Origin of the sequence: Methylobacterium sp. AMS5, assembly GCF_001542815.1 — a bacterium.
In the GTDB taxonomy this organism is placed as follows: domain Bacteria; phylum Pseudomonadota; class Alphaproteobacteria; order Rhizobiales; family Beijerinckiaceae; genus Methylobacterium.
In genome coordinates, this window is record NZ_CP006992.1 from 4310268 (window position 1) to 4327727 (window position 17460).

The following is a 17460-nucleotide window of genomic DNA, read 5'->3' on the forward strand; positions in this document are numbered from 1 at the left end:
GCGCTCCGGACGAGCGCGGCGCCATGAGGATCAAGCCGTGACTGCCCAGGCGCGGGGCAGCCGGCGAGCAAGGAGCGGATCATGAACCAAGAGGTCATGAACCTTTTCAATCAGCAGGCCCAGCCGCAGAGCTTCGACCAGATCAAGATCTCGATCTCGTCGCCCGAGAAAATTCTGTCTTGGTCCTACGGCGAGATCAAGAAGCCCGAGACGATCAACTACCGTACCTTCAAGCCCGAGCGCGACGGCCTGTTCTGCGCGCGCATCTTCGGGCCGATCAAGGATTACGAGTGCTTGTGCGGCAAGTACAAGCGCATGAAGTACAAGGGCGTCATCTGCGAGAAGTGCGGCGTCGAGGTCACGCTCGCGCGCGTCCGTCGCGATCGCATGGGCCATATCGAGCTGGCGGCCCCCGTCGCCCATATCTGGTTCCTGAAGTCGCTGCCGAGCCGCATCGGCCTGCTGCTCGACATGGCGCTCAAGGATCTCGAGCGGATCCTGTACTTCGAGTCCTACGTCGTCATCGAGCCGGGCCTCACCCCCCTCAAGGAGCGTCAGCTCCTCTCGGAGGAAGAGTACCTGCGTGCGCAGGAGGAGTACGGCGAGGATTCGTTCACGGCGATGATCGGCGCCGAGGCGATCCGGCGCATCCTGATGGAACTCGACCTCGAGGGCATCGCGGCGTCGCTCAAGGAGGAGATCGCAACGACGACCTCCGAGCTGAAGCCCAAGAAGCTGATGAAGCGCCTCAAGATCATCGAGGCGTTCCAGCTCTCGGGCAACAAGCCCGAGTGGATGATCCTGACGGTCGTGCCCGTCATCCCGCCGGACCTGCGCCCGCTGGTCCCGCTGGACGGCGGCCGCTTCGCCACGTCGGATCTCAACGACCTCTATCGCCGCGTCATCAACCGCAACAACCGCCTCAAGCGGCTGATCGAGCTGCGCGCGCCGGACATCATCATCCGCAACGAGAAGCGCATGCTTCAGGAAGCGGTCGATGCGCTGTTCGACAACGGCCGCCGCGGCCGCGTCATCACGGGTGCCAACAAGCGTCCGCTGAAGTCGCTCGCCGACATGCTGAAGGGCAAGCAGGGCCGCTTCCGCCAGAACCTGCTCGGCAAGCGCGTCGATTACTCCGGCCGTTCGGTCATCGTGGTCGGTCCCGAGCTGAAGCTGCACCAGTGCGGCCTGCCGAAGAAGATGGCGCTCGAGCTGTTCAAGCCGTTCATCTACGCGCGCCTCGACGCCAAGGGTTTCTCCGCCACCGTCAAGCAGGCGAAGAAGCTCGTCGAGAAGGAGAAGCCCGAGGTTTGGGATATCCTGGATGAGGTCATCCGCGAGCATCCCGTCATGCTCAACCGCGCGCCGACGCTGCACCGCCTCGGCATCCAGGCGTTCGAGCCGAAGCTGATCGAGGGCAAGGCGATCCAGCTCCACCCGCTGGTCTGCGCCGCGTTCAACGCCGACTTCGACGGCGACCAGATGGCCGTGCACGTTCCCCTGAGCCTCGAGGCTCAGTTGGAGGCGCGCGTCCTGATGATGTCGACCAACAACATCCTGCACCCGGCCAACGGTCAGCCGATCATCGTGCCGAGCCAGGACATCGTGCTGGGCCTCTACTACCTCTCGATCGTCGCCGACGGCTCGGTCGGCGAGCACAAGGCCGACGACAAGAACAACCCGATGCAGGGTGTGTTCGGCGATATCGGTCAGCTCGAGCACGCGCTCGCGGCCAAGTCCGTCTCGCTGCACTCGAAGATCAAGTGGCGCTGGCGCGGCCTCGGCCCCGATGGCGAGCCGGTCTCCCGGATTTACGACACCACGCCGGGCCGCGTGATCCTGTCCGGCGTGCTGCCGATGCACCCGAAGGTGCCCTTCGACGTCGTCAACAAGCTGATGACGAAGAAGGAAATCTCGGCGATGATCGACACCGTCTACCGCCACTGCGGTCAGAAGGAGTCGGTGATCTTCTGCGACCGCATCATGGCGCTCGGCTTCAGCCACGCGTTCAAGGCCGGCATCTCGTTCGGCAAGGACGACATGGTCGTGCCGGAGAACAAGTGGTCGATCGTCGAGGACACCCGCACGCTCGTGAAGGATTACGAGCAGCAGTACAACGACGGCCTGATCACCCAGGGCGAGAAGTACAACAAGGTCGTCGATGCCTGGGCCAAGTGCTCGGACAAGCTCGCCGCCGAGATGATGGGCCGGATCTCCGCCGTCCAGAAGGACGAGAACGGGGCCGACAAGCAGGTCAACTCGATCTACATGATGAGCCACTCGGGCGCCCGTGGCTCGCCCGCGCAGATGAAGCAGCTCGCGGCGATGCGCGGCCTCATGGCCAAGCCGTCGGGTGAGATCATCGAGACGCCGATCATCTCGAACTTCAAGGAAGGCCTCGACGTTCTCGAGTACTTCAACTCCACCCACGGCGCCCGCAAGGGCCTCGCGGACACGGCGCTGAAGACCGCGAACTCGGGCTACCTGACGCGCCGTCTGGTCGACGTGGCGCAGGACGCGGTCATCCGTGAGGTCGATTGCGGCACGACCAACGGCATCAAGATGCGCGCCATCATCGATGCCGGCCAGGTCGTCGCTCCGCTCTCCATCCGTATCCTGGGCCGCGCCACGGCCGAGGATCTGGTGGCGCAGGACGGCACCGTCATCGTCAAGACGAACGAGACGATCGAGGAGCGTCACCTGCCGGCGATCAACGCCGCCGGCATCCAGGAGGTGAAGATCCGCTCGGTGCTGGTCTGCCAGACCAAGAGCGGCGTCTGCGCCACCTGCTACGGGCGCGATCTGGCCCGCGGCACGCCCGTCAACATGGGCGAGGCCGTCGGCGTCATCGCGGCGCAGTCGATCGGCGAGCCGGGCACCCAGCTCACCATGCGCACCTTCCACATCGGCGGTGCGGCGCAGATCGCGGATTCGTCCTTCGTCGAGTCGAGCTTCGAGGGCACGATCAAGATCCGCAACCGGTCGCTGGCCAAGAACTCGGACGGCGACCTCATCGCCACCGGCCGTTCGGTCGCGGTGGTGATCGTCGGGCCGGACGGGACCGAGCGGGCGGTGCACCGCCTGCAATACGGTGCCCGTGTGCGCGTGGACGAGGGTGACACGATCAAGCGCGGCCAGCGGATCGCCGAGTGGGATCCCTACACCCGTCCGATCGTCGCCGAGGTGGACGGCATCGTCGGCTACGAGGATCTCTATGATGGCCAGTCCATCACCGAGACCACCGACGAGTCGACCGGCATCGCCAAGCGCGTCGTCATCGACTGGCGCGGTTCGTCCCGCACCTCCGACCTGAAGCCGGCCATGCTCGTGCTGGATCAGGACGGCAAGCCGGTGAAGCTGGCCCGCGGTTCGGACGCCCGCTACTACCTGCCGGTCGATGCCATCATCGGTCTCGATCCGGGTGCGAAGGTGCGGGCCGGCGACGTGCTCGCCCGTGTCTCGACGGACTCGGCCAAGACCCGCGACATCACCGGCGGTCTGCCGCGGGTGGCGGAGCTGTTCGAGGCGCGTCGTCCGAAGGATGCGGCGATCATCGCCGAGAAGTCGGGCTCGATCGCCTTCGGCCGCGACTACAAGAACAAGCGTCGCCTGACGCTGACGCCGCACGACGGCTCCGATGCCGTCGAGTACCTGATCCCGAAGGGCAAGCACATCCACTTGCAGGACGGGGACGTGGTCGAACTCGGCGACTACATCGTCGACGGCAACCCGGCGCCGCACGACATCCTGGCGATCAAGGGCGTGGAGGAGCTTGCCGCCTACCTCGTCAACGAGATCCAGGAGGTCTACCGGCTCCAGGGCGTGTCGATCAACGACAAGCACATCGAGGTGATCGTCCGGCAGATGCTGCAGAAGGTGGAAATCACCGACGGCGGCGATTCCGACATCCTCACGGGCGATCAGATCGACCGCACCGAACTGGCCGACTTCAACGAGAAGCTCCTCGCCGAGGGCAAGAAGCCGATCCAGGGCGTGCCCGTCCTGCTCGGCATCACCAAGGCGTCGCTGCAGACGAAGTCGTTCATCTCGGCGGCCTCGTTCCAAGAGACCACCCGCGTCCTCACGGAGGCGGCGGTCAACGGCAAGGTCGATACCTTGGACGGCCTGAAGGAGAACGTCATCGTCGGCTCGCTCATCCCGGCCGGCACCGGCTCGCTCGCGGCGGACATCCGCTCCATCGCGCGCCGCCGCGACAACCTGATCCTTCAGCAGCGCTCCGCCGAGAACGCGGCCAACGCCGCCGGACTCAGCGAGCTGCCCCCGGCGGCGGCCGAGTAATCGGCCGCTCCTTTCCGGAGCCACGACATGAGAAAGGCCCCGGCTCATCAGAGCCGGGGCCTTTCTCGTTCGGCCGGGGTGCTGCCCCGCCCCCCGCCAAAGGGATGATCCCTTTGGGATCCCGAAGCCTGGGCTCTAGAGCGTTTTCGGTCTGAGCTGAATCGGGCAGGTGGGGTTCACGCGAAGCTGTTGGGCTGATTCACTGATCGCTCTTGAGAAGGAGCGAAGCATGGGCCGACCCTACAGCCAGGACCTGCGCGAGCGCGTGGTGAAGGCCGCGGCAACGACTTCGCGCCGCCAGGCGGCCGCGCGGTTTGGGGTCGGCATCGCGACCTCGATCCGCTGGATGGCCGCGCTCACGACGACTGGGACGGTGGCCGCTCGTCCGCAAGGGCGAGCGCGCCGCTCGAAGCTCGATCCGCACGAGGCCTTCTTGCGCGGACTGATCGACGGACAAGACGATATCACCCTTGAGGAGATGCGCGCCCGGCTCCGGGACGAGCACGCTCTCACGGTGGGGCTCGGCACCCTGTGGAGCTTCCTCGACGCCACGCGATCTCACCTACAAAAAAAGACAGCTCACGCCGCCGAGCAGGAACGCCCGGACGTGAAAGCGGCGCGCGAGGCCTGGTTCGAGGGCCAGCCCGATCTCGACCCTGCGCGCCTGGTTTTCCTCGACGAGACCTGGACCTCCACCAACATGGCTCGCACCCGTGGGCGTTCACCGCGCGGCGAGCGGCTGCGCTCGCCCATCCCGCACGGTCACTGGAAGACCACGACCCTGGTCGCCGGCCTGCGCCTGTCCGGGATCGCCGCGCCGTTCGTGCTCGATGGGCCGATCAACCGCGACGCCTTCCAGGCCTACGTCGATCAGGTTCTGGTGCCCGAACTCGGCCCCGGCGACATCGTCGTCATGGACAACCTTGGAAGCCACAAGCGGCCGGCCGTGCGTGCCGCGATCGCGGCAGCCGGCGCGCGGCTCTTGTTCCTCCCGCCCTACTCGCCCGACTTCAACCCCATCGAGATGGCGTTCTCGAAGCTGAAGGCGCTCCTGCGCAAAGCGGCCGAGCGAACCGTCGAGGGATTGTGGTCGGCCATCGGACGCCTCGTCGACACCGTCACGCCAGACGAGTGCGCCAACTTCTTCGCCGCAGCAGGATACGAACCAGATTAAACCGAAAACGCTCTAGAGCATCGACCTGGATACCTGATCCAAGACGATGCTCTAGAATCTTGTTTTTGCATCATCTTTTTTCGAAAGCCGGCAACCACCTCTCGGGACGATGCTCTCAGAGAGGGCGCTCAGCGGCCGGTGCGCACCCGCGTCCAGGCGCGCGTCACGAAGCGCTGGGTCGAGTCGTTCCAGGCGGTGTTGACCGAGAGCCGCTGCATCGTCGTCTCGTCGGGGTAGATGCCGGGATTGTTGAGAAGCTCCGGCTTTACGAGCTTGCGCGCGGCGAGGTTGCCGTTGGCGAAGGAGACGAAGTTGGTGTTGGCCGCCGCCACTTCGGGGCGCATCATGTAGTCGATGAAGGCGTGTGCCTCGGCCGGGTGGGCGGCATCCTTCGGGATCGCGAAGGCGTCGAACCACATCAGCGCGCCTTCCTTCGGGATGAAGTACGCGATCTCGATGCCGTTCTTCGATTCCTCGGCGCGCTTCTTCGCCTGCATCACGTCGCCGGAATAGCCGACCGCGAGGCAGACATCGCCGTTGGCAAGCCCGTTGACGTATTCCGAGGAGTGGAACTTCCGCACCGCGCCGCGGACCTTGTAGAGCGCGTCGGTCACCGTGGTGATGTCGTCCCAGCGCTTCGAATCCGACTTGAAGCCGTAGAAGGGCAGGATCGAGGGAATCAGATCCTCGGGGGAATCGAGGAGCATGACTCCGCAATCCTTCAGCTTCGCGATCGAGCCGGGATTGAGCACGAGGCTCCAGCTATTGAGGGGGGCGTTGGCGCCGAGGCGCTCGCGCACGGCGGTCACGTTCACGCCGATGCCGGTGGTGCCCCACATGTAATCGACGGCGAACGTGTTGCCCGGATCATAGGCCTGAAGCCGGGTGCCGATCTCGGGCCAGGCATGTTTGAGGTTCGGGATCTTCGCCTTGTCGAGCGGCAGGAACACGCCCGCCTTGATCAGGCGCTGAAGGAAGGGGCCGGAGGGCACGACGATGTCGTAGCCGGACTTGCCGGCCAGGAGCTTCGTTTCGAGGATCTCGTTGTTGTCGTAGGTGTCGTAGACGACCTTGATCCCCGTCTCCTTGGTGAAGTCGTCGAGCACCTTCGGGTCGATGTAGTCCGACCAGTTGTAGATGTTGACGACCCGCTCCTCGGCCTGCACCCTGCCGGCCGCGCAGAGGAGGAGGGGGAGGGCGGCGAGCCCTCCCAGCAGGAGCCGCCGGATCACGATTTGCCCCGGACGGCCGTGACCACGATCTCGACGAGGTATTCCGGCCCGGCGAGCCGCGCCTCGACGGTGGCGCGGGCAGGCGGGTTCCCCTTGTCGACCCAGGCGTCCCAGGCGGCGTTCATCTCGGCAAAGCTCTCGATATCGGCGAGATAGACGGTCGCCGAGAGGATGCGGGCCTTGTCGCTGCCCGTCGCCATCAGCAGCCGGTCGATCTGTTCCAGGATCTGCTGCGTCTGTGCGGTGACGCCGGTGCCGACCACGTCGGCGGCCACCTGACCCGCCAGGAACACGAGGTCGCCGTGGGCGACCGCCTGGGACATGCGCGGGCCGGTCTCGTAGCGTTCGATGGTCATGGTCGGGTCGCCGGTCTCGATTCGTGAAGGACGACTCCTTCTGCCGCCCGGAGCGGTACCCCGTAAAGGGGTTCGAGCGGCGCGCCGGAATGCCGGAGGAGGGGCCGGTCGCGCCGGCCCGGATTTTTTGGGCGGTCCCGCATTTCCCAAGGCAACCGGCGTCGTCGCTCGCGCGTTTGTCATGCGAATACGGCCAAGTCTTCCGGCCGGAGCTTCAGATCGACGACGACTTTCGGGGTTGGGACGACATGGAAATTCTCTGGACCATCATCATCGGCTTCGTAGCCGGCGTCATCGCCAAGTTCATCATGCCCGGTGACAAGGAGCCGTCCGGCTTCATCCTGACGACGATCCTCGGCATCGTTGGCGCCTTCCTCGCGACCTTCATCGGTCAGGCGATCGGCTGGTATGGGCCCAACGAAGGGGCGCGGTTCATCGGCTCGATCGTCGGCGCCTGCATCGTGCTCGCGATCTACGGCTTCATCGCCGGCCGGACCAGCAGCCGCTCGCTCTGACGAACGGACATTCGCTGACGTACGAAAAAAGGGCGCTCCGTGAGGAGCGCCCTTTTTTCGTCGGGCATCGCCCCCGGCGGTCGGTAGACGCCGGGGGAACGGGTTTTCGCTGGATCCGATCAGGCGGTGAGGTCGCGCCCGCCGCCCGCCACCGCCTTGACGGCGCAATGGCCGGTGGCCCCGCGCACGGCGAGGCCGACGCCCACCACCAGCACGGCGAGGCTCAGGAACTTGTTCGGCCGGGGCTGAGCCGCCGCGGCGGCGATGCCGAGCCCCAGCGCGACCGAGACCGCGCGCTCGGTCATGCTCAGGTTCGGCGCGCCGGAGAAAATGTCCTCGATCATCTCGTTCACGGAAATGGCTCCTTCTCGCCGCCCCTTGCGGCTTCGCGGGGCGAACGCGGGGCGGGCGGGGCCGTTCCGCCCCGCCACGGCTCACGGCGCTTTCTGCGCGTCGGCGAGAAGCCCGTCGTCGATTTCACGCGCGCGGACGGCCGCCGCGCGGGCGAGGTGGCGCCCGGCATAGGCCTCGAAGGCGGGCCGCTTCGGGATCGTGCCGAACTGCATGCCCCAGCCGAGATGCGCGGCGACATAGAGGTCGGCGGCGCTGAACCGATCGCCCGCCACGAATTCCGCGCCGGAGACGGCGCCTTCGAGCGTGTCGAGGGCCGTCTCCAGGCTGCCGTAGCCGACCATGCCCTGCATGCGCGGGTCGTCGGGGACGCTCACCTTGAGCACCCCGTTCGTCACCGCCGCCTCGAGGGGCCCGGCGCAGAAGAACAGCCAGCGGTAATAGGGGCCGCGGTCGCGGTGGCCCGGCTCAGGGGCGAGTCCGGCCTGCGGGAAAGCGTCGGCGAGATAGGCGAGGATCGCGGGGCACTCGGTCACCACCGTCTCGCCGTGGCGCAGCGCCGGCACCTTCCCCATCGGGTTGATCGCCCGGTAGGCCGGTGCCTTCATGGAGGCGCCGTAGCCGAGGATCTCGGTGCGGTAGGGGGCGCCGACCTCTTCCAGCATCCAGCGGACGATCCGGCCGCGGGACATCGGGTTGGTGTAGAAGACGAGATCGTCGGACATGGGGGCTCCGGGGCGAGGCACCCGCATGGCGGGCGTCGCCCCGGTGTTAGGGGAGGGCGCGCGGGCGAGGAAGCCTCGGGCGCCCTCCGCTGGTCAGAACCGCGCGATGAGCTGGAAGCGCACGGTGCGGGGCGCGCCGGGCAGGATGTTGTTGTTGTTGTGCGCGGAGATGACGTAGCGCCGGTCGAACAGATTCTCGATGTTGACCTGAGCGCGCATGCTCTCGCTGAACTCGTAGAACACGCCGGCATCGAAGCGCGAGAAGCTCGGCAGGCGCACCGTGTTGTCCGACGATGCGAAGCTGGCGTCCTGGTAGAGGTAGCCGACGCCGACGGAGAAGCGCTCGCCGATATCGAATTTATTCCACAGGCTGAAGGTGTTGAGCGGAACGCCGCCGACGAGGTTGCCGGCCCGGATCACGTCGCCGTCGTCATCGAGGTCGGCGACGATGCGCGGCTCGGTATAGGCGTAGCCGCCGGAGATCTGCCACCAATCGGTCGCGTAGCCGGTGAGGCCGATCTCGGCGCCCCTTGTGTTCGTCTTGCCCGGGCCGGCCGAGAATCCCGCCTCGGTGGATGACGGGATCGGCTGGTTGTCGCGATCGAGGTTGAACAGCGCGGCGGTGAGGATCAGGGCCGGCGTGATCTCGTATTTCACGCCGATTTCCGCGTTCTCGAACCGCTCGGGTGCGGACAGGGCGGTCGTCGGGTCCAGCACGCGGAACTGATCGCCCGCGCTCGGCAGGAAGGACACCGAATAGCTGCCGTAGAAGGCGAGATTCGGCAGCGGTTTCACCACGACGCCGACCCGTGGCGAGACGAGATTGTCGATGCGGCTGTTCGGTTGGGCAGGGAGGCCGGTCGCGGCGTCGGGACGGCGGTCGCGCGATTGGAAATCGAAGCGGTCGAAGCGTGCGCCGACGATGAACTGCAGATGCTCGTCGATCTCGATCTGGTCCTGGGCGAAGGCGGAGAACACGCCGAGCCGATAGGTGTTGTTGCGGCCCGAGGCGAGATTCCGGAGGGTTGCACCCTCGGTCGTGGTCGGCGCGAAGGGATTGACGGGGAGATTGCGGGTGCCGGTCGAATTCCAGATGAAATCGCGCCGGAAGTCGATCCCTTCCTGAAAGCCGAGTTCCAGGCCGGCCACCACGGTGTGGGCGAGGGGGCCGGTATTGAATTTGTAGGTGAAGTCGGTCTGGTTGAAGTAGTTGGTGCGGTCGGTCTGGCTGCCGTAGCCGCGCATCACGAACGAGGTCTCGTCGGCACTGACCGGACTGTTGGGGTAGGCGTTCTGATGGTACTTCGCGTAGTCGGCGATCCGCGTCTGGCTGCGCATCACGACGCCGCTCTCGAAGACGTGGTCGAGCTGCGCGTTGCCGATATGGGCATCGACGAAGCCGTTCGAGATGAAGGGCGCGCCGAACAGCGTGCTGGTGTTCTCGCGATAGCGCCAGGGGCGCCCGAACTGCGAGGGGATGCCGCGGTCGGCGATGCGGTTGTCGGAGAAGTACTCGTAGGAGAGGCGCAGCGTCGTCTGCGGCCCGAGCAGGAAGGTCATCGTCGGGTTTACGCCGTAGCGGCGGACGTCGATGAAGTCGCGGTAGGTGCCGGTATCCTCGAACACGCCGTTGAGGCGGAAGAAGGCGGTCTCGGAGACCCGGTCGCCGACATCGACCGCCATGCGCTTGTTCCAGAACTGGCCGCCCTGCACCAGCACCTCGCGGATCGGCACCCCGTCGGCTTCCTTGAGCACGCGGTTGACCACGCCGCCGCCGCCGCCGCGGCCGAAGATCATCGCGTTGGGGCCCTTCAAGACCTCGATGCGCTGGGTGTTGTAGAGGTCCCGGAAGTAGCGCGCGTCGTCGCGGATGCCGTTGACGAAGAAGTCGGCCGTCGTGCGCTGGCCGCGGATCAGGATCTCGTCGCGGTGGCCTTCGCCCTGGGCGATGGCGATGCCGGGGACGTAGCGCAGCGCCTCGCCGATGCTCTGCACATTCTGGTCGCGGATCTGCGCTTGCGTCACCACCGTGATCGCCTGCGGCGTGTCGATCAAGGGTGTGTCGGTCTTGGTGGACGAGCGCAGGCGCTTGGCGAGGTAGCCGACCTGCGAGCCCGAGCTGTCGACGACGAGGCCGCGTCCCGCCCCGGAACCGGCGACGCTGATCATATCGAGGGTGACGCCGCTGACCGACGGAGACGCGGCGAGCGGATGGACCGCCTGAGCGGTCGGCAGGCCGGTGTTGATGTCTGTGATTTGCGCCTGAGCCGGGTGGATTAAAGCCGCGGCGATGCTTGTACAGGCAACGGAGCCAAGCAGCATCGGCCGCAGCATAGTGCGGCCCTTGCGAGCGGTTCTCATAAACTTCCCCCTTATTTTATTAGAATAGACGGGGAAGTCTTGGTCCTAATCCGGCTCAGCTTGAGGACGGTTGAATTATTCCTTATGTACCGAATTCATATGGAAATCAGGCAATTCACGGTGTGCTTTTGCGCAATGCGGCCCCGGCATGCCGCGACCGTTTCCGGGCGTGGCCGGGGCTCCTCCGAAGCGCTCGGTGCTTGATTTTGCATCATCTTTTTCCGAAAGCCGGCCGCCGCCTTTCGGGATGATGCTCCAAGCAAAGAGCGCGACCCCCGGAAGGGACCGCGCTCTTCAAGCGTCCGGCATGGATGGTGGGACGGACGGCTTATTCGCCCGACGATTCCCGGCGGCGCTCGCCGCGGTCGCGGCGGGGGCCGCGGTCGCCACGATCACCGCGGTCGCTGCGCTCCTCGCGCTCCGGCTCGCCGCGCTCCGCCCGCTCGGCCTTCAGCTTCTCGGTGAGGTCCTCGCCGGTCTCCTGATCGACGACCTTCATCGAGAGGCGGATCTTGCCGCGCTCGTCGGCACCGAGGAACTTCACCTTGACCTTCTGGCCCTCCTTCACGACGTCGCCGACCTTGGCGACGCGCTGGGCGGCGAGCTCCGAGATGTGGACGAGGCCGTCCTTGGCGCCGAAGAAGTTCACGAAGGCGCCGAACTCCATGATCTTGACGATCGTGCCGTCGTAGATCGTGCCCGCCTCGGGCTCGGCGACGATGGAGCGGATCCAGTTATAGGCCGCCTTGATCGCCTTGCCGTCGGAGGAGGCGATCTTGACGATGCCGGTATCCTCGATGTTGATCTTGGCGCCGGTCTTCTCGACGATCTCGCGGATGATCTTGCCGCCGGTGCCGATCACGTCACGGATCTTGTCGGTGGGGATCTGCATCGTCTCGATGCGCGGCGCGTACTCGCCGAGCTCCGGACGGGCCGCGGTCAGGGCCTTGGACATCTCGCCCAGGATGTGGGCGCGGCCGTCCTTGGCCTGGGCGAGGGCGATCTTCATGATCTCCTCGGTGATGCCGGCGATCTTGATGTCCATCTGGAGGGAGGTGATGCCCTCCTCCGAGCCGGCCACCTTGAAGTCCATGTCGCCGAGGTGATCCTCGTCGCCGAGGATGTCGGACAGCACGGCGAAACGCTCACCTTCGAGGATGAGGCCCATGGCGATGCCGGCGACCGGGCGGCGCAGGGGCACGCCCGCATCCATCAGCGACAGCGAGCCGCCGCAGACGCTCGCCATCGAGGACGAGCCGTTCGACTCGGTGATCTCGGAGACCACGCGGATCGTGTACGGGAACTCGTGGGCCGGCGGCAGAACGGGCCGGATCGCGCGCCAGGCGAGCTTGCCATGGCCGATCTCGCGGCGGCCGGGCGAACCCATGCGGCCGGTCTCGCCGACGGAGTAGGGAGGGAAGTTGTAGTGGAGCAGGAAGCGCTCCTTGTAGGTCCCCTCCAGCGCGTCGATGAACTGCTCGTCCTCGCCGGTGCCGAGGGTCGCCACGACCAGCGCCTGGGTCTCGCCGCGGGTGAACAGCGACGAACCATGGGCCCGGGGCAGCACGCCGACCTCGGAGACGATCGAGCGGACCGTTTTTACGTCACGGCCGTCGATGCGGCTTCCGGTGTCGAGGATGTTCCAGCGGACCACCTTGGACTGCGCTTCCTTGAAGGCGGCCTTGACCTTCTCAGGCGCGAACTTCTGCTCGCCCTCGGCCGGGCAGAGCGCGGCCACGACCTTCGCCTTCACGGCGTCGACGGCGGCGTAGCGCTCCTGCTTGACCGTCTTCTTGTAGGCCTCGCGCAGCTCGGTCTCGGCAACGGCGAGAACGGCGGCCTCGACCTCGGCGTTCTCCGGCGCGGTGAAATCGCGCGGCTCCTTGGCGGCCTTCTCGGCCAGACGGATGATCGCCTCGATGACCGGCTGGAAGTGCTTGTGGCCGAACATCACGGCCCCGAGCATCACGTCCTCGGAGAGTTCCTTGGCCTCGGACTCGACCATCAGCACCGCGTCCTGGGTGCCGGCGACGACGAGGTCGAGGGTCGATTCGGCGACTTCCGTCACCAGCGGGTTCAGCTTGTAGCCGCCATTGAGGTAGCCGACGCGGGCCGCGCCGATCGGGCCCATGAAGGGCACGCCCGAGAGGGTGAGGGCGGCCGAGGCCGCGACCATCGCGACGATGTCGGGATCGTTCTCGAGATCGTGGGAGAGGACGGTGACGACGACCTGGGTGTCGTTGCGCCAGCCCTCGACGAAGAGCGGACGGATCGGGCGGTCGATCAGGCGGGAGACCAGCGTCTCCTTCTCGGAGGGACGGCCTTCGCGCTTGAAATAGCCGCCGGGGATGCGGCCGGCGGCGTAGGCGCGCTCCTGGTAGTTCACGGTGAGCGGCAGGAAGTCGATGCCGGCCTTGGGCTCCTTGCCCGCGACCACGGTGGCGAGCACGGTGGTCTCGCCGTAGGTGGCGACCACGGAGCCGTCCGCCTGGCGGGCGGTCTTGCCGGTCTCGAGGACGAGCTTGCGGTCGCCCCAGATCAGCTCTTCACGTTGTACGTCGAACATGTGTCTCTTGCCTTCAAACATACGGTGGGCTGAGCCCGGCGCCGCCAGAGGCAAGACGGCGAGACGCTTCGTCTGAAAAGAAGCGTCTCGCGATCCTGCCCTGGCGCCCTGCGCCTTCAAGCCGCCCGGATCGGACCGGCCGGGCCCCATGCCCGAGCGGTCCTTCTTGGCTTTCCGCGCTCTCCGACGCCGAACCGGCGTCCACTTCGTGAGAAGCGCGGCTTGTGAAAACGCGGCCCCGTGGGGGACCGCGCGAAGGTTCGGCAGGCCTTAGCGGCGGATGCCGAGGCGCTCGATGAGGGTGCGGTAGCGCGCCTCTTCCTTGCGCTTCAGGTAGTCGAGCAGCGAGCGGCGCTGCGAGACCAGCTTCAGGAGGCCGCGGCGGGAGTGGTTGTCCTTGCCGTGGGTCTTGAAGTGGGCGGTCAGGTTGGTGATCCGCTCGGTGAGGATGGCGATCTGGACCTCCGGCGAGCCGGTGTCCTTGTTGCCCTTGGCGTAGTCCTTGATGAGCGCGGTCTTGCGCTCTGCCGTGATCGACATCGCAGGCCTTTCAGATGGAGGTTTGGTCGGAGGCGCCGCCCATGGGAGGGAAGGGCACCTTTGAAAAACTCGCGGTCGGGCCGGTGCCGGGATGTCGTCCAGCACGGTCAGCCGCAAGCGGCACAAGCCCCGCCCGGTAACCGGGTCGAGGCGGCGCGGACCATACACGAAATCGCGGGATGTGCCAGGGGCGTGTGCGGCAAGTGCCCGGATGTATGACGGCAGAGGCCCAGGGTTAGCGCACAGTTGGCCTGAACTTCGCGTCGGGCCGCTGAAGGCGAAAATCGGTCATTTCCGATGGCGCGCAAATAGCTCGCGCTGTGCCTGATTGATCGCGTGATCATCCCAATCCACTTCGCGCTTCGAAGAGGGGATGAGGCGGCACTCGTTGTTATAAAAGAGCGTGCCATGCAGTCCTATGATTTCACTCTTCAAAATTGGTCGATTCCAAAGTGGCTCTAAGAGTTGAGCCGCCTTCTCCTGGCCAAGTCGCTCGAATAGATCTTCTACCAATTCCATATCTCGCCCGTCGGGGAAAATTTCTACGAATTCCTCGGCGGTGGCTTGGAAAATACTGAAGGTGGCGTTGTTTGCGCCGTCAATAATTTGGATGTTCTTCATCTTCTACTGTCCGATGAATAGGGGTGTCCCCTGGGGCGCAAGTACTTAATTCGGTTTCCAGAACGAGGCTCACGCAAAAGGCGTGAATTTCGCGTCACCATATTCGAACCTGCCCAACTGTGCGAAAAATCCATGCCCCGTTCCGCCCTCGGCGCCCGCAAGCCCATCGCCGCCCTCGTCGCCGAGGAGGCCGATCCGCGTGGGCCGACCCTGGCAAAGAACCTCTCCGCCTTCAGCCTCGTCTGCATCGGCGTCGGCGCGACGGTCGGGGCGGGGATCTTCGTGCTCACCGGCACGGCGGCGGCGAATTATGCCGGACCGGGGCTGATGCTCTCCTTCGTGCTCGGCGCGGTCGCGAGCGGGCTGGTGGCCCTGTGCTACGCCGAACTCGCCGCGATGATCCCCGTGGCCGGCTCGACCTATTCCTACACCTACGTCACGCTCGGGGCCCTGCCGGCCTGGATCATCGGCTGGGATCTGGTTCTCGAATTCGCCATGGCGGCGGCGACCATCGCCGTCGGCTGGTCGGGCTATGCGCAGAGCCTGCTCGCCGATGCGGGCCTGAGGCTGCCGGCATGGCTGGCCGCGGGGCCGGGGGAGGGCGGGATCGTGAACCTTCCGGCGGCGCTCGTCGTGCTGGCGCTCACCGCCCTGCTGATGCGCGACAACCGGGAGGCGGCCCGCACCAATGCCGTGCTGGTGGCGCTGAAGGTTGCGATCATCCTCGCCTGCCTCGGCGTCGGGCATCTGCGGCCCGACCTGTGGCAGCCGCTGGTGCCGCCGAACGAGGGCCCATTCGGCGCCTTCGGCTGGAGCGGCATCTTTCGCGGGGCGGGGGTCGTGTTCTTCGCCTATGTCGGCTTCGAGACGATCTCGACCGCCGCTGGCGAGACCCGCAATCCGCAGCGGGACGCGCCGGTGGGGTTGATCGGTTCGCTCCTCGTCACCGCCGCGCTCTACGTGGCGGTGGCCGCCGTGCTCACCGGCCTCGTGCCCTATCGCGACCTCGACGTGGCCGACCCGATCGCGCGGGCCATGGCGGTGACGGGGCTGACCGGCTTCTCCGCGGCGATCAAGGCGGGCGCGTTGATCGGGCTCACCACCGCGGCGCTCACCGCGCTCTACGGGCAGGCGCGGATCTGCTACGCCATGGCCCGCGACCACATGCTGCCGGATCTGTTCGCACGGATCGGGGAGCGGAGCCGGACGCCGTTCGTCGCGCAAGGGGTGATCGGTCTTGCCACGGCCGTGGTGGCGGCTCTGGTGCCGATCGGCATCCTCGGCGAACTCGTCAGCATCGGCACGCTGTTCGCGTTCATCCTCGTCTGCGCCAGCGTGCTGATCCTGCGCCGCACGGAACCGGAGCGGGCGCGGCCCTTCCGCGTGCCGGGCGGTGCGATCGTGCCGGTGCTCGGCATCCTCGCCTGCCTCGCCCTGATGGCGAGCCTGCCCGGCGACACTTGGCTGCGGCTGCTGGCCTGGCTCGGCCTCGGGCTGGCGATCTGGTTCGGCTACAGCCGCCGGCGCGTCGGAGCACATTCAGGTTTCGAAAGGACGGCTCCTTTCGCGGGTCCAGGGCAGCGCCCTGGTTGAAGGGAGGCCGGGGCTCAGCCCCGGCCTCCCCGCCAAAGGGATGATCCCTTTGGAAACCCCGGACTCAGTACGAGCGGTGCGAACCCGCCGCCCGTCCGCCGCCGAAGCGGCGACGCAGGTAGCCGATGGCCTTGGGCAGCAGGAAGACGACGACGATCTGGCGCAGGATCGAGCGCATGCGGTGGGACTCCATTGTGAAAGCTCAGATTGGAGACCCAATGCCTGGACGGGCTTGCGCGTTCCCGGCTCAGAGCTCCAACGTCAACGTCACCGGGACGTGATCGGACGGCTTCTCCCAGCCGCGCGCCTCGCGGAACACCGCGACCCGGCGCACGGTGCCGGCGAGGTCCGGCGAGACCCAGGCGTGGTCGAGGCGCCGGCCCTTGTTGGCCAGTTCCCAGTTCGGCGAGCGGTAGCTCCACCACGTGTAGATCTTTTCCGGCTCCGGGGTGAGGAGCCGCGCCGCGTCGATCCAGCCGGCCTCGCCCCGCAGCGTCTCGAGCGCCTCGGTCTCGACGGGGGTATGGCTCACCACGTCGAGGAGCTGCTTGTGCGACCAGACGTCGTGCTCCAGCGGCGCGACGTTGAGGTCGCCCACGAGGATCGCCGGCCCGGAGACCCGCCGCCCGCCCCAGGCCCGCAATTCGGACAGGAAGTCGAGCTTGTGCGCGAATTTCGGGTTGAGGTCGCGGTGGGGCATGTCTCCGCCCGCGGGCACGTAGAAATCGTGCAGTACGATCCCCGCCGCCGGTCCCGCCTCGGGCCCGAGCACCGCCGAGATGTGACGCGCATCGGACCGCTCGCAGAAGCGCATCACGTCGCGGGTCAGCAGCGGAAACCGCGAGATGATCGCGACGCCGTTATAGCCCTTCTGCCCGGCGAAGACGATGTTCTCGTAGCCCGATCCCTTGAACGCCTTGAGCGGGAACAGCTCGTCGGGGCACTTGGTCTCCTGCAGGCACAGCACGTCCGGCTGCGCCTCGCGCAGGAAGCGCAGCACGGACTCGATGCGCAGCCGCACCGAGTTGATGTTCCAGGTCGTGACGGTGAGGCGCACGGGGATTGCCTGAGAAGCGTGGCGTGAAGAGCCGCTTCGATAGAGCGCATTCCGACGAAGTGGAAACCGG

Annotated in this window: 14 protein-coding genes; 4 read left to right on the plus strand and 10 right to left on the minus strand. The window is 66.5% G+C overall.

Annotated elements, in window-relative coordinates; translation table 11 throughout:
* Positions 1–81: 81 nt before the first annotated feature.
* Together rpoC and Y590_RS19365 are read left to right on the plus strand one after the other, a co-directional pair.
* The gene (gene rpoC, locus Y590_RS19360) at positions 82–4299 is read left to right on the plus strand and encodes a DNA-directed RNA polymerase subunit beta' (RefSeq protein WP_060771271.1); all 4218 of its coding nucleotides are present in this window, start codon (positions 82–84) and stop codon (positions 4297–4299) included.
* Positions 4300–4528: 229 nt separating this feature from the next.
* The gene (locus Y590_RS19365; RefSeq protein ID WP_060771272.1) at positions 4529–5473 is read left to right on the plus strand and encodes an IS630 family transposase; all 945 of its coding nucleotides are present in this window, start codon (positions 4529–4531) and stop codon (positions 5471–5473) included.
* 128 nt (positions 5474–5601) lie between these two features.
* On the opposite strand, the gene Y590_RS19370 is transcribed toward Y590_RS19365, so the two are convergent.
* Complete coding sequence (locus tag Y590_RS19370; RefSeq protein WP_060771273.1) at positions 5602–6705, minus strand: polyamine ABC transporter substrate-binding protein; 1104 nt, start codon at positions 6703–6705, stop codon at positions 5602–5604.
* A complete protein-coding gene (locus tag Y590_RS19375; protein ID WP_060771274.1) occupies positions 6702–7061 on the minus strand; it encodes a RidA family protein in 360 nt (119 codons plus the stop codon). Before Y590_RS19375 ends, Y590_RS19370 begins: the two co-directional genes overlap by 4 nt.
* Positions 7062–7309: 248 nt before the next feature.
* On the opposite strand from Y590_RS19375, the gene Y590_RS19380 reads away from it, so the two are divergent.
* Positions 7310–7576, plus strand: coding sequence for a GlsB/YeaQ/YmgE family stress response membrane protein (locus tag Y590_RS19380; protein ID WP_060772373.1), 267 nt, complete (start codon positions 7310–7312; stop codon positions 7574–7576).
* A gap of 119 nt (positions 7577–7695) precedes the next feature.
* On the opposite strand, the gene Y590_RS19385 is transcribed toward Y590_RS19380, so the two are convergent.
* The 6 genes from Y590_RS19385 to Y590_RS19410 all read right to left on the minus strand — a co-directional run bounded on the left by Y590_RS19385 (position 7696) and on the right by Y590_RS19410 (position 14740).
* Positions 7696–7920 carry a YgaP-like transmembrane domain gene (locus Y590_RS19385; protein ID WP_502689516.1) on the minus strand — a complete coding sequence of 75 codons (225 nt, stop codon included), beginning with the start codon at positions 7918–7920 and terminating at the stop codon, positions 7696–7698.
* 90 nt (positions 7921–8010) lie between these two features.
* Complete coding sequence (locus Y590_RS19390; protein WP_060771276.1) at positions 8011–8652, minus strand: glutathione S-transferase family protein; 642 nt, start codon at positions 8650–8652, stop codon at positions 8011–8013.
* 93 nt (positions 8653–8745) lie between these two features.
* Positions 8746–11013 (minus strand): TonB-dependent receptor, encoded by a 2268-nt coding sequence (locus Y590_RS19395; protein WP_060771277.1) that lies wholly within the window; start codon positions 11011–11013, stop codon positions 8746–8748.
* A 328-nt stretch (positions 11014–11341) separates the two neighbouring features.
* Positions 11342–13579 carry a polyribonucleotide nucleotidyltransferase gene (gene pnp, locus Y590_RS19400; protein ID WP_060771278.1) on the minus strand — a complete coding sequence of 746 codons (2238 nt, stop codon included), beginning with the start codon at positions 13577–13579 and terminating at the stop codon, positions 11342–11344.
* 270 nt (positions 13580–13849) lie between these two features.
* Positions 13850–14119 (minus strand): 30S ribosomal protein S15, encoded by a 270-nt coding sequence (rpsO, locus tag Y590_RS19405; RefSeq protein WP_003597553.1) that lies wholly within the window; start codon positions 14117–14119, stop codon positions 13850–13852.
* 288 nt (positions 14120–14407) lie between these two features.
* Complete coding sequence (locus tag Y590_RS19410) at positions 14408–14740, minus strand: DUF8220 family protein (protein ID WP_060771279.1); 333 nt, start codon at positions 14738–14740, stop codon at positions 14408–14410.
* A gap of 132 nt (positions 14741–14872) precedes the next feature.
* Between Y590_RS19410 and Y590_RS19415 the strand changes: the two genes are divergently transcribed.
* Positions 14873–16333 (plus strand): amino acid permease, encoded by a 1461-nt coding sequence (locus tag Y590_RS19415; protein ID WP_060771280.1) that lies wholly within the window; start codon positions 14873–14875, stop codon positions 16331–16333.
* Positions 16334–16397: 64 nt separating this feature from the next.
* Here the strand turns inward: Y590_RS19415 and Y590_RS27425 are convergent, their stop codons facing one another.
* Positions 16398–16526, minus strand: coding sequence for a hypothetical protein (locus tag Y590_RS27425; RefSeq protein ID WP_286161780.1), 129 nt, complete (start codon positions 16524–16526; stop codon positions 16398–16400).
* 54 nt (positions 16527–16580) lie between these two features.
* On the minus strand, positions 16581–17390 hold the full coding sequence (xth, locus tag Y590_RS19420; RefSeq protein ID WP_060771281.1) for an exodeoxyribonuclease III: 810 nt from the start codon (positions 17388–17390) through the stop codon (positions 16581–16583).
* Positions 17391–17460 lie beyond the last annotated feature (70 nt).

Bases quoted from the DNA above. Each gene is read 5' to 3' on its own strand.
- Y590_RS19410 (WP_060771279.1), bottom strand. From the start codon at position 14,740: ATGAAGAACATCCAAATTATTGACGGCGCAAACAACGCCACCTTCAGT.
- Y590_RS19385 (WP_502689516.1), bottom strand. From the start codon at position 7,920: ATGATCGAGGACATTTTCTCCGGCGCGCCGAACCTGAGCATGACCGAG.
- pnp (WP_060771278.1), bottom strand. From the start codon at position 13,579: ATGTTCGACGTACAACGTGAAGAGCTGATCTGGGGCGACCGCAAGCTC.
- Y590_RS19365 (WP_060771272.1), top strand. From the start codon at position 4,529: ATGGGCCGACCCTACAGCCAGGACCTGCGCGAGCGCGTGGTGAAGGCC.
- Y590_RS19395 (WP_060771277.1), bottom strand. From the start codon at position 11,013: ATGAGAACCGCTCGCAAGGGCCGCACTATGCTGCGGCCGATGCTGCTT.
- Y590_RS19375 (WP_060771274.1), bottom strand. From the start codon at position 7,061: ATGACCATCGAACGCTACGAGACCGGCCCGCGCATGTCCCAGGCGGTC.
- Y590_RS27425 (WP_286161780.1), bottom strand. From the start codon at position 16,526: ATGGAGTCCCACCGCATGCGCTCGATCCTGCGCCAGATCGTCGTCGTC.
- rpsO (WP_003597553.1), bottom strand. From the start codon at position 14,119: ATGTCGATCACGGCAGAGCGCAAGACCGCGCTCATCAAGGACTACGCC.
- Y590_RS19415 (WP_060771280.1), top strand. From the start codon at position 14,873: ATGCCCCGTTCCGCCCTCGGCGCCCGCAAGCCCATCGCCGCCCTCGTC.
- rpoC (WP_060771271.1), top strand. From the start codon at position 82: ATGAACCAAGAGGTCATGAACCTTTTCAATCAGCAGGCCCAGCCGCAG.
- Y590_RS19380 (WP_060772373.1), top strand. From the start codon at position 7,310: ATGGAAATTCTCTGGACCATCATCATCGGCTTCGTAGCCGGCGTCATC.
- Y590_RS19390 (WP_060771276.1), bottom strand. From the start codon at position 8,652: ATGTCCGACGATCTCGTCTTCTACACCAACCCGATGTCCCGCGGCCGG.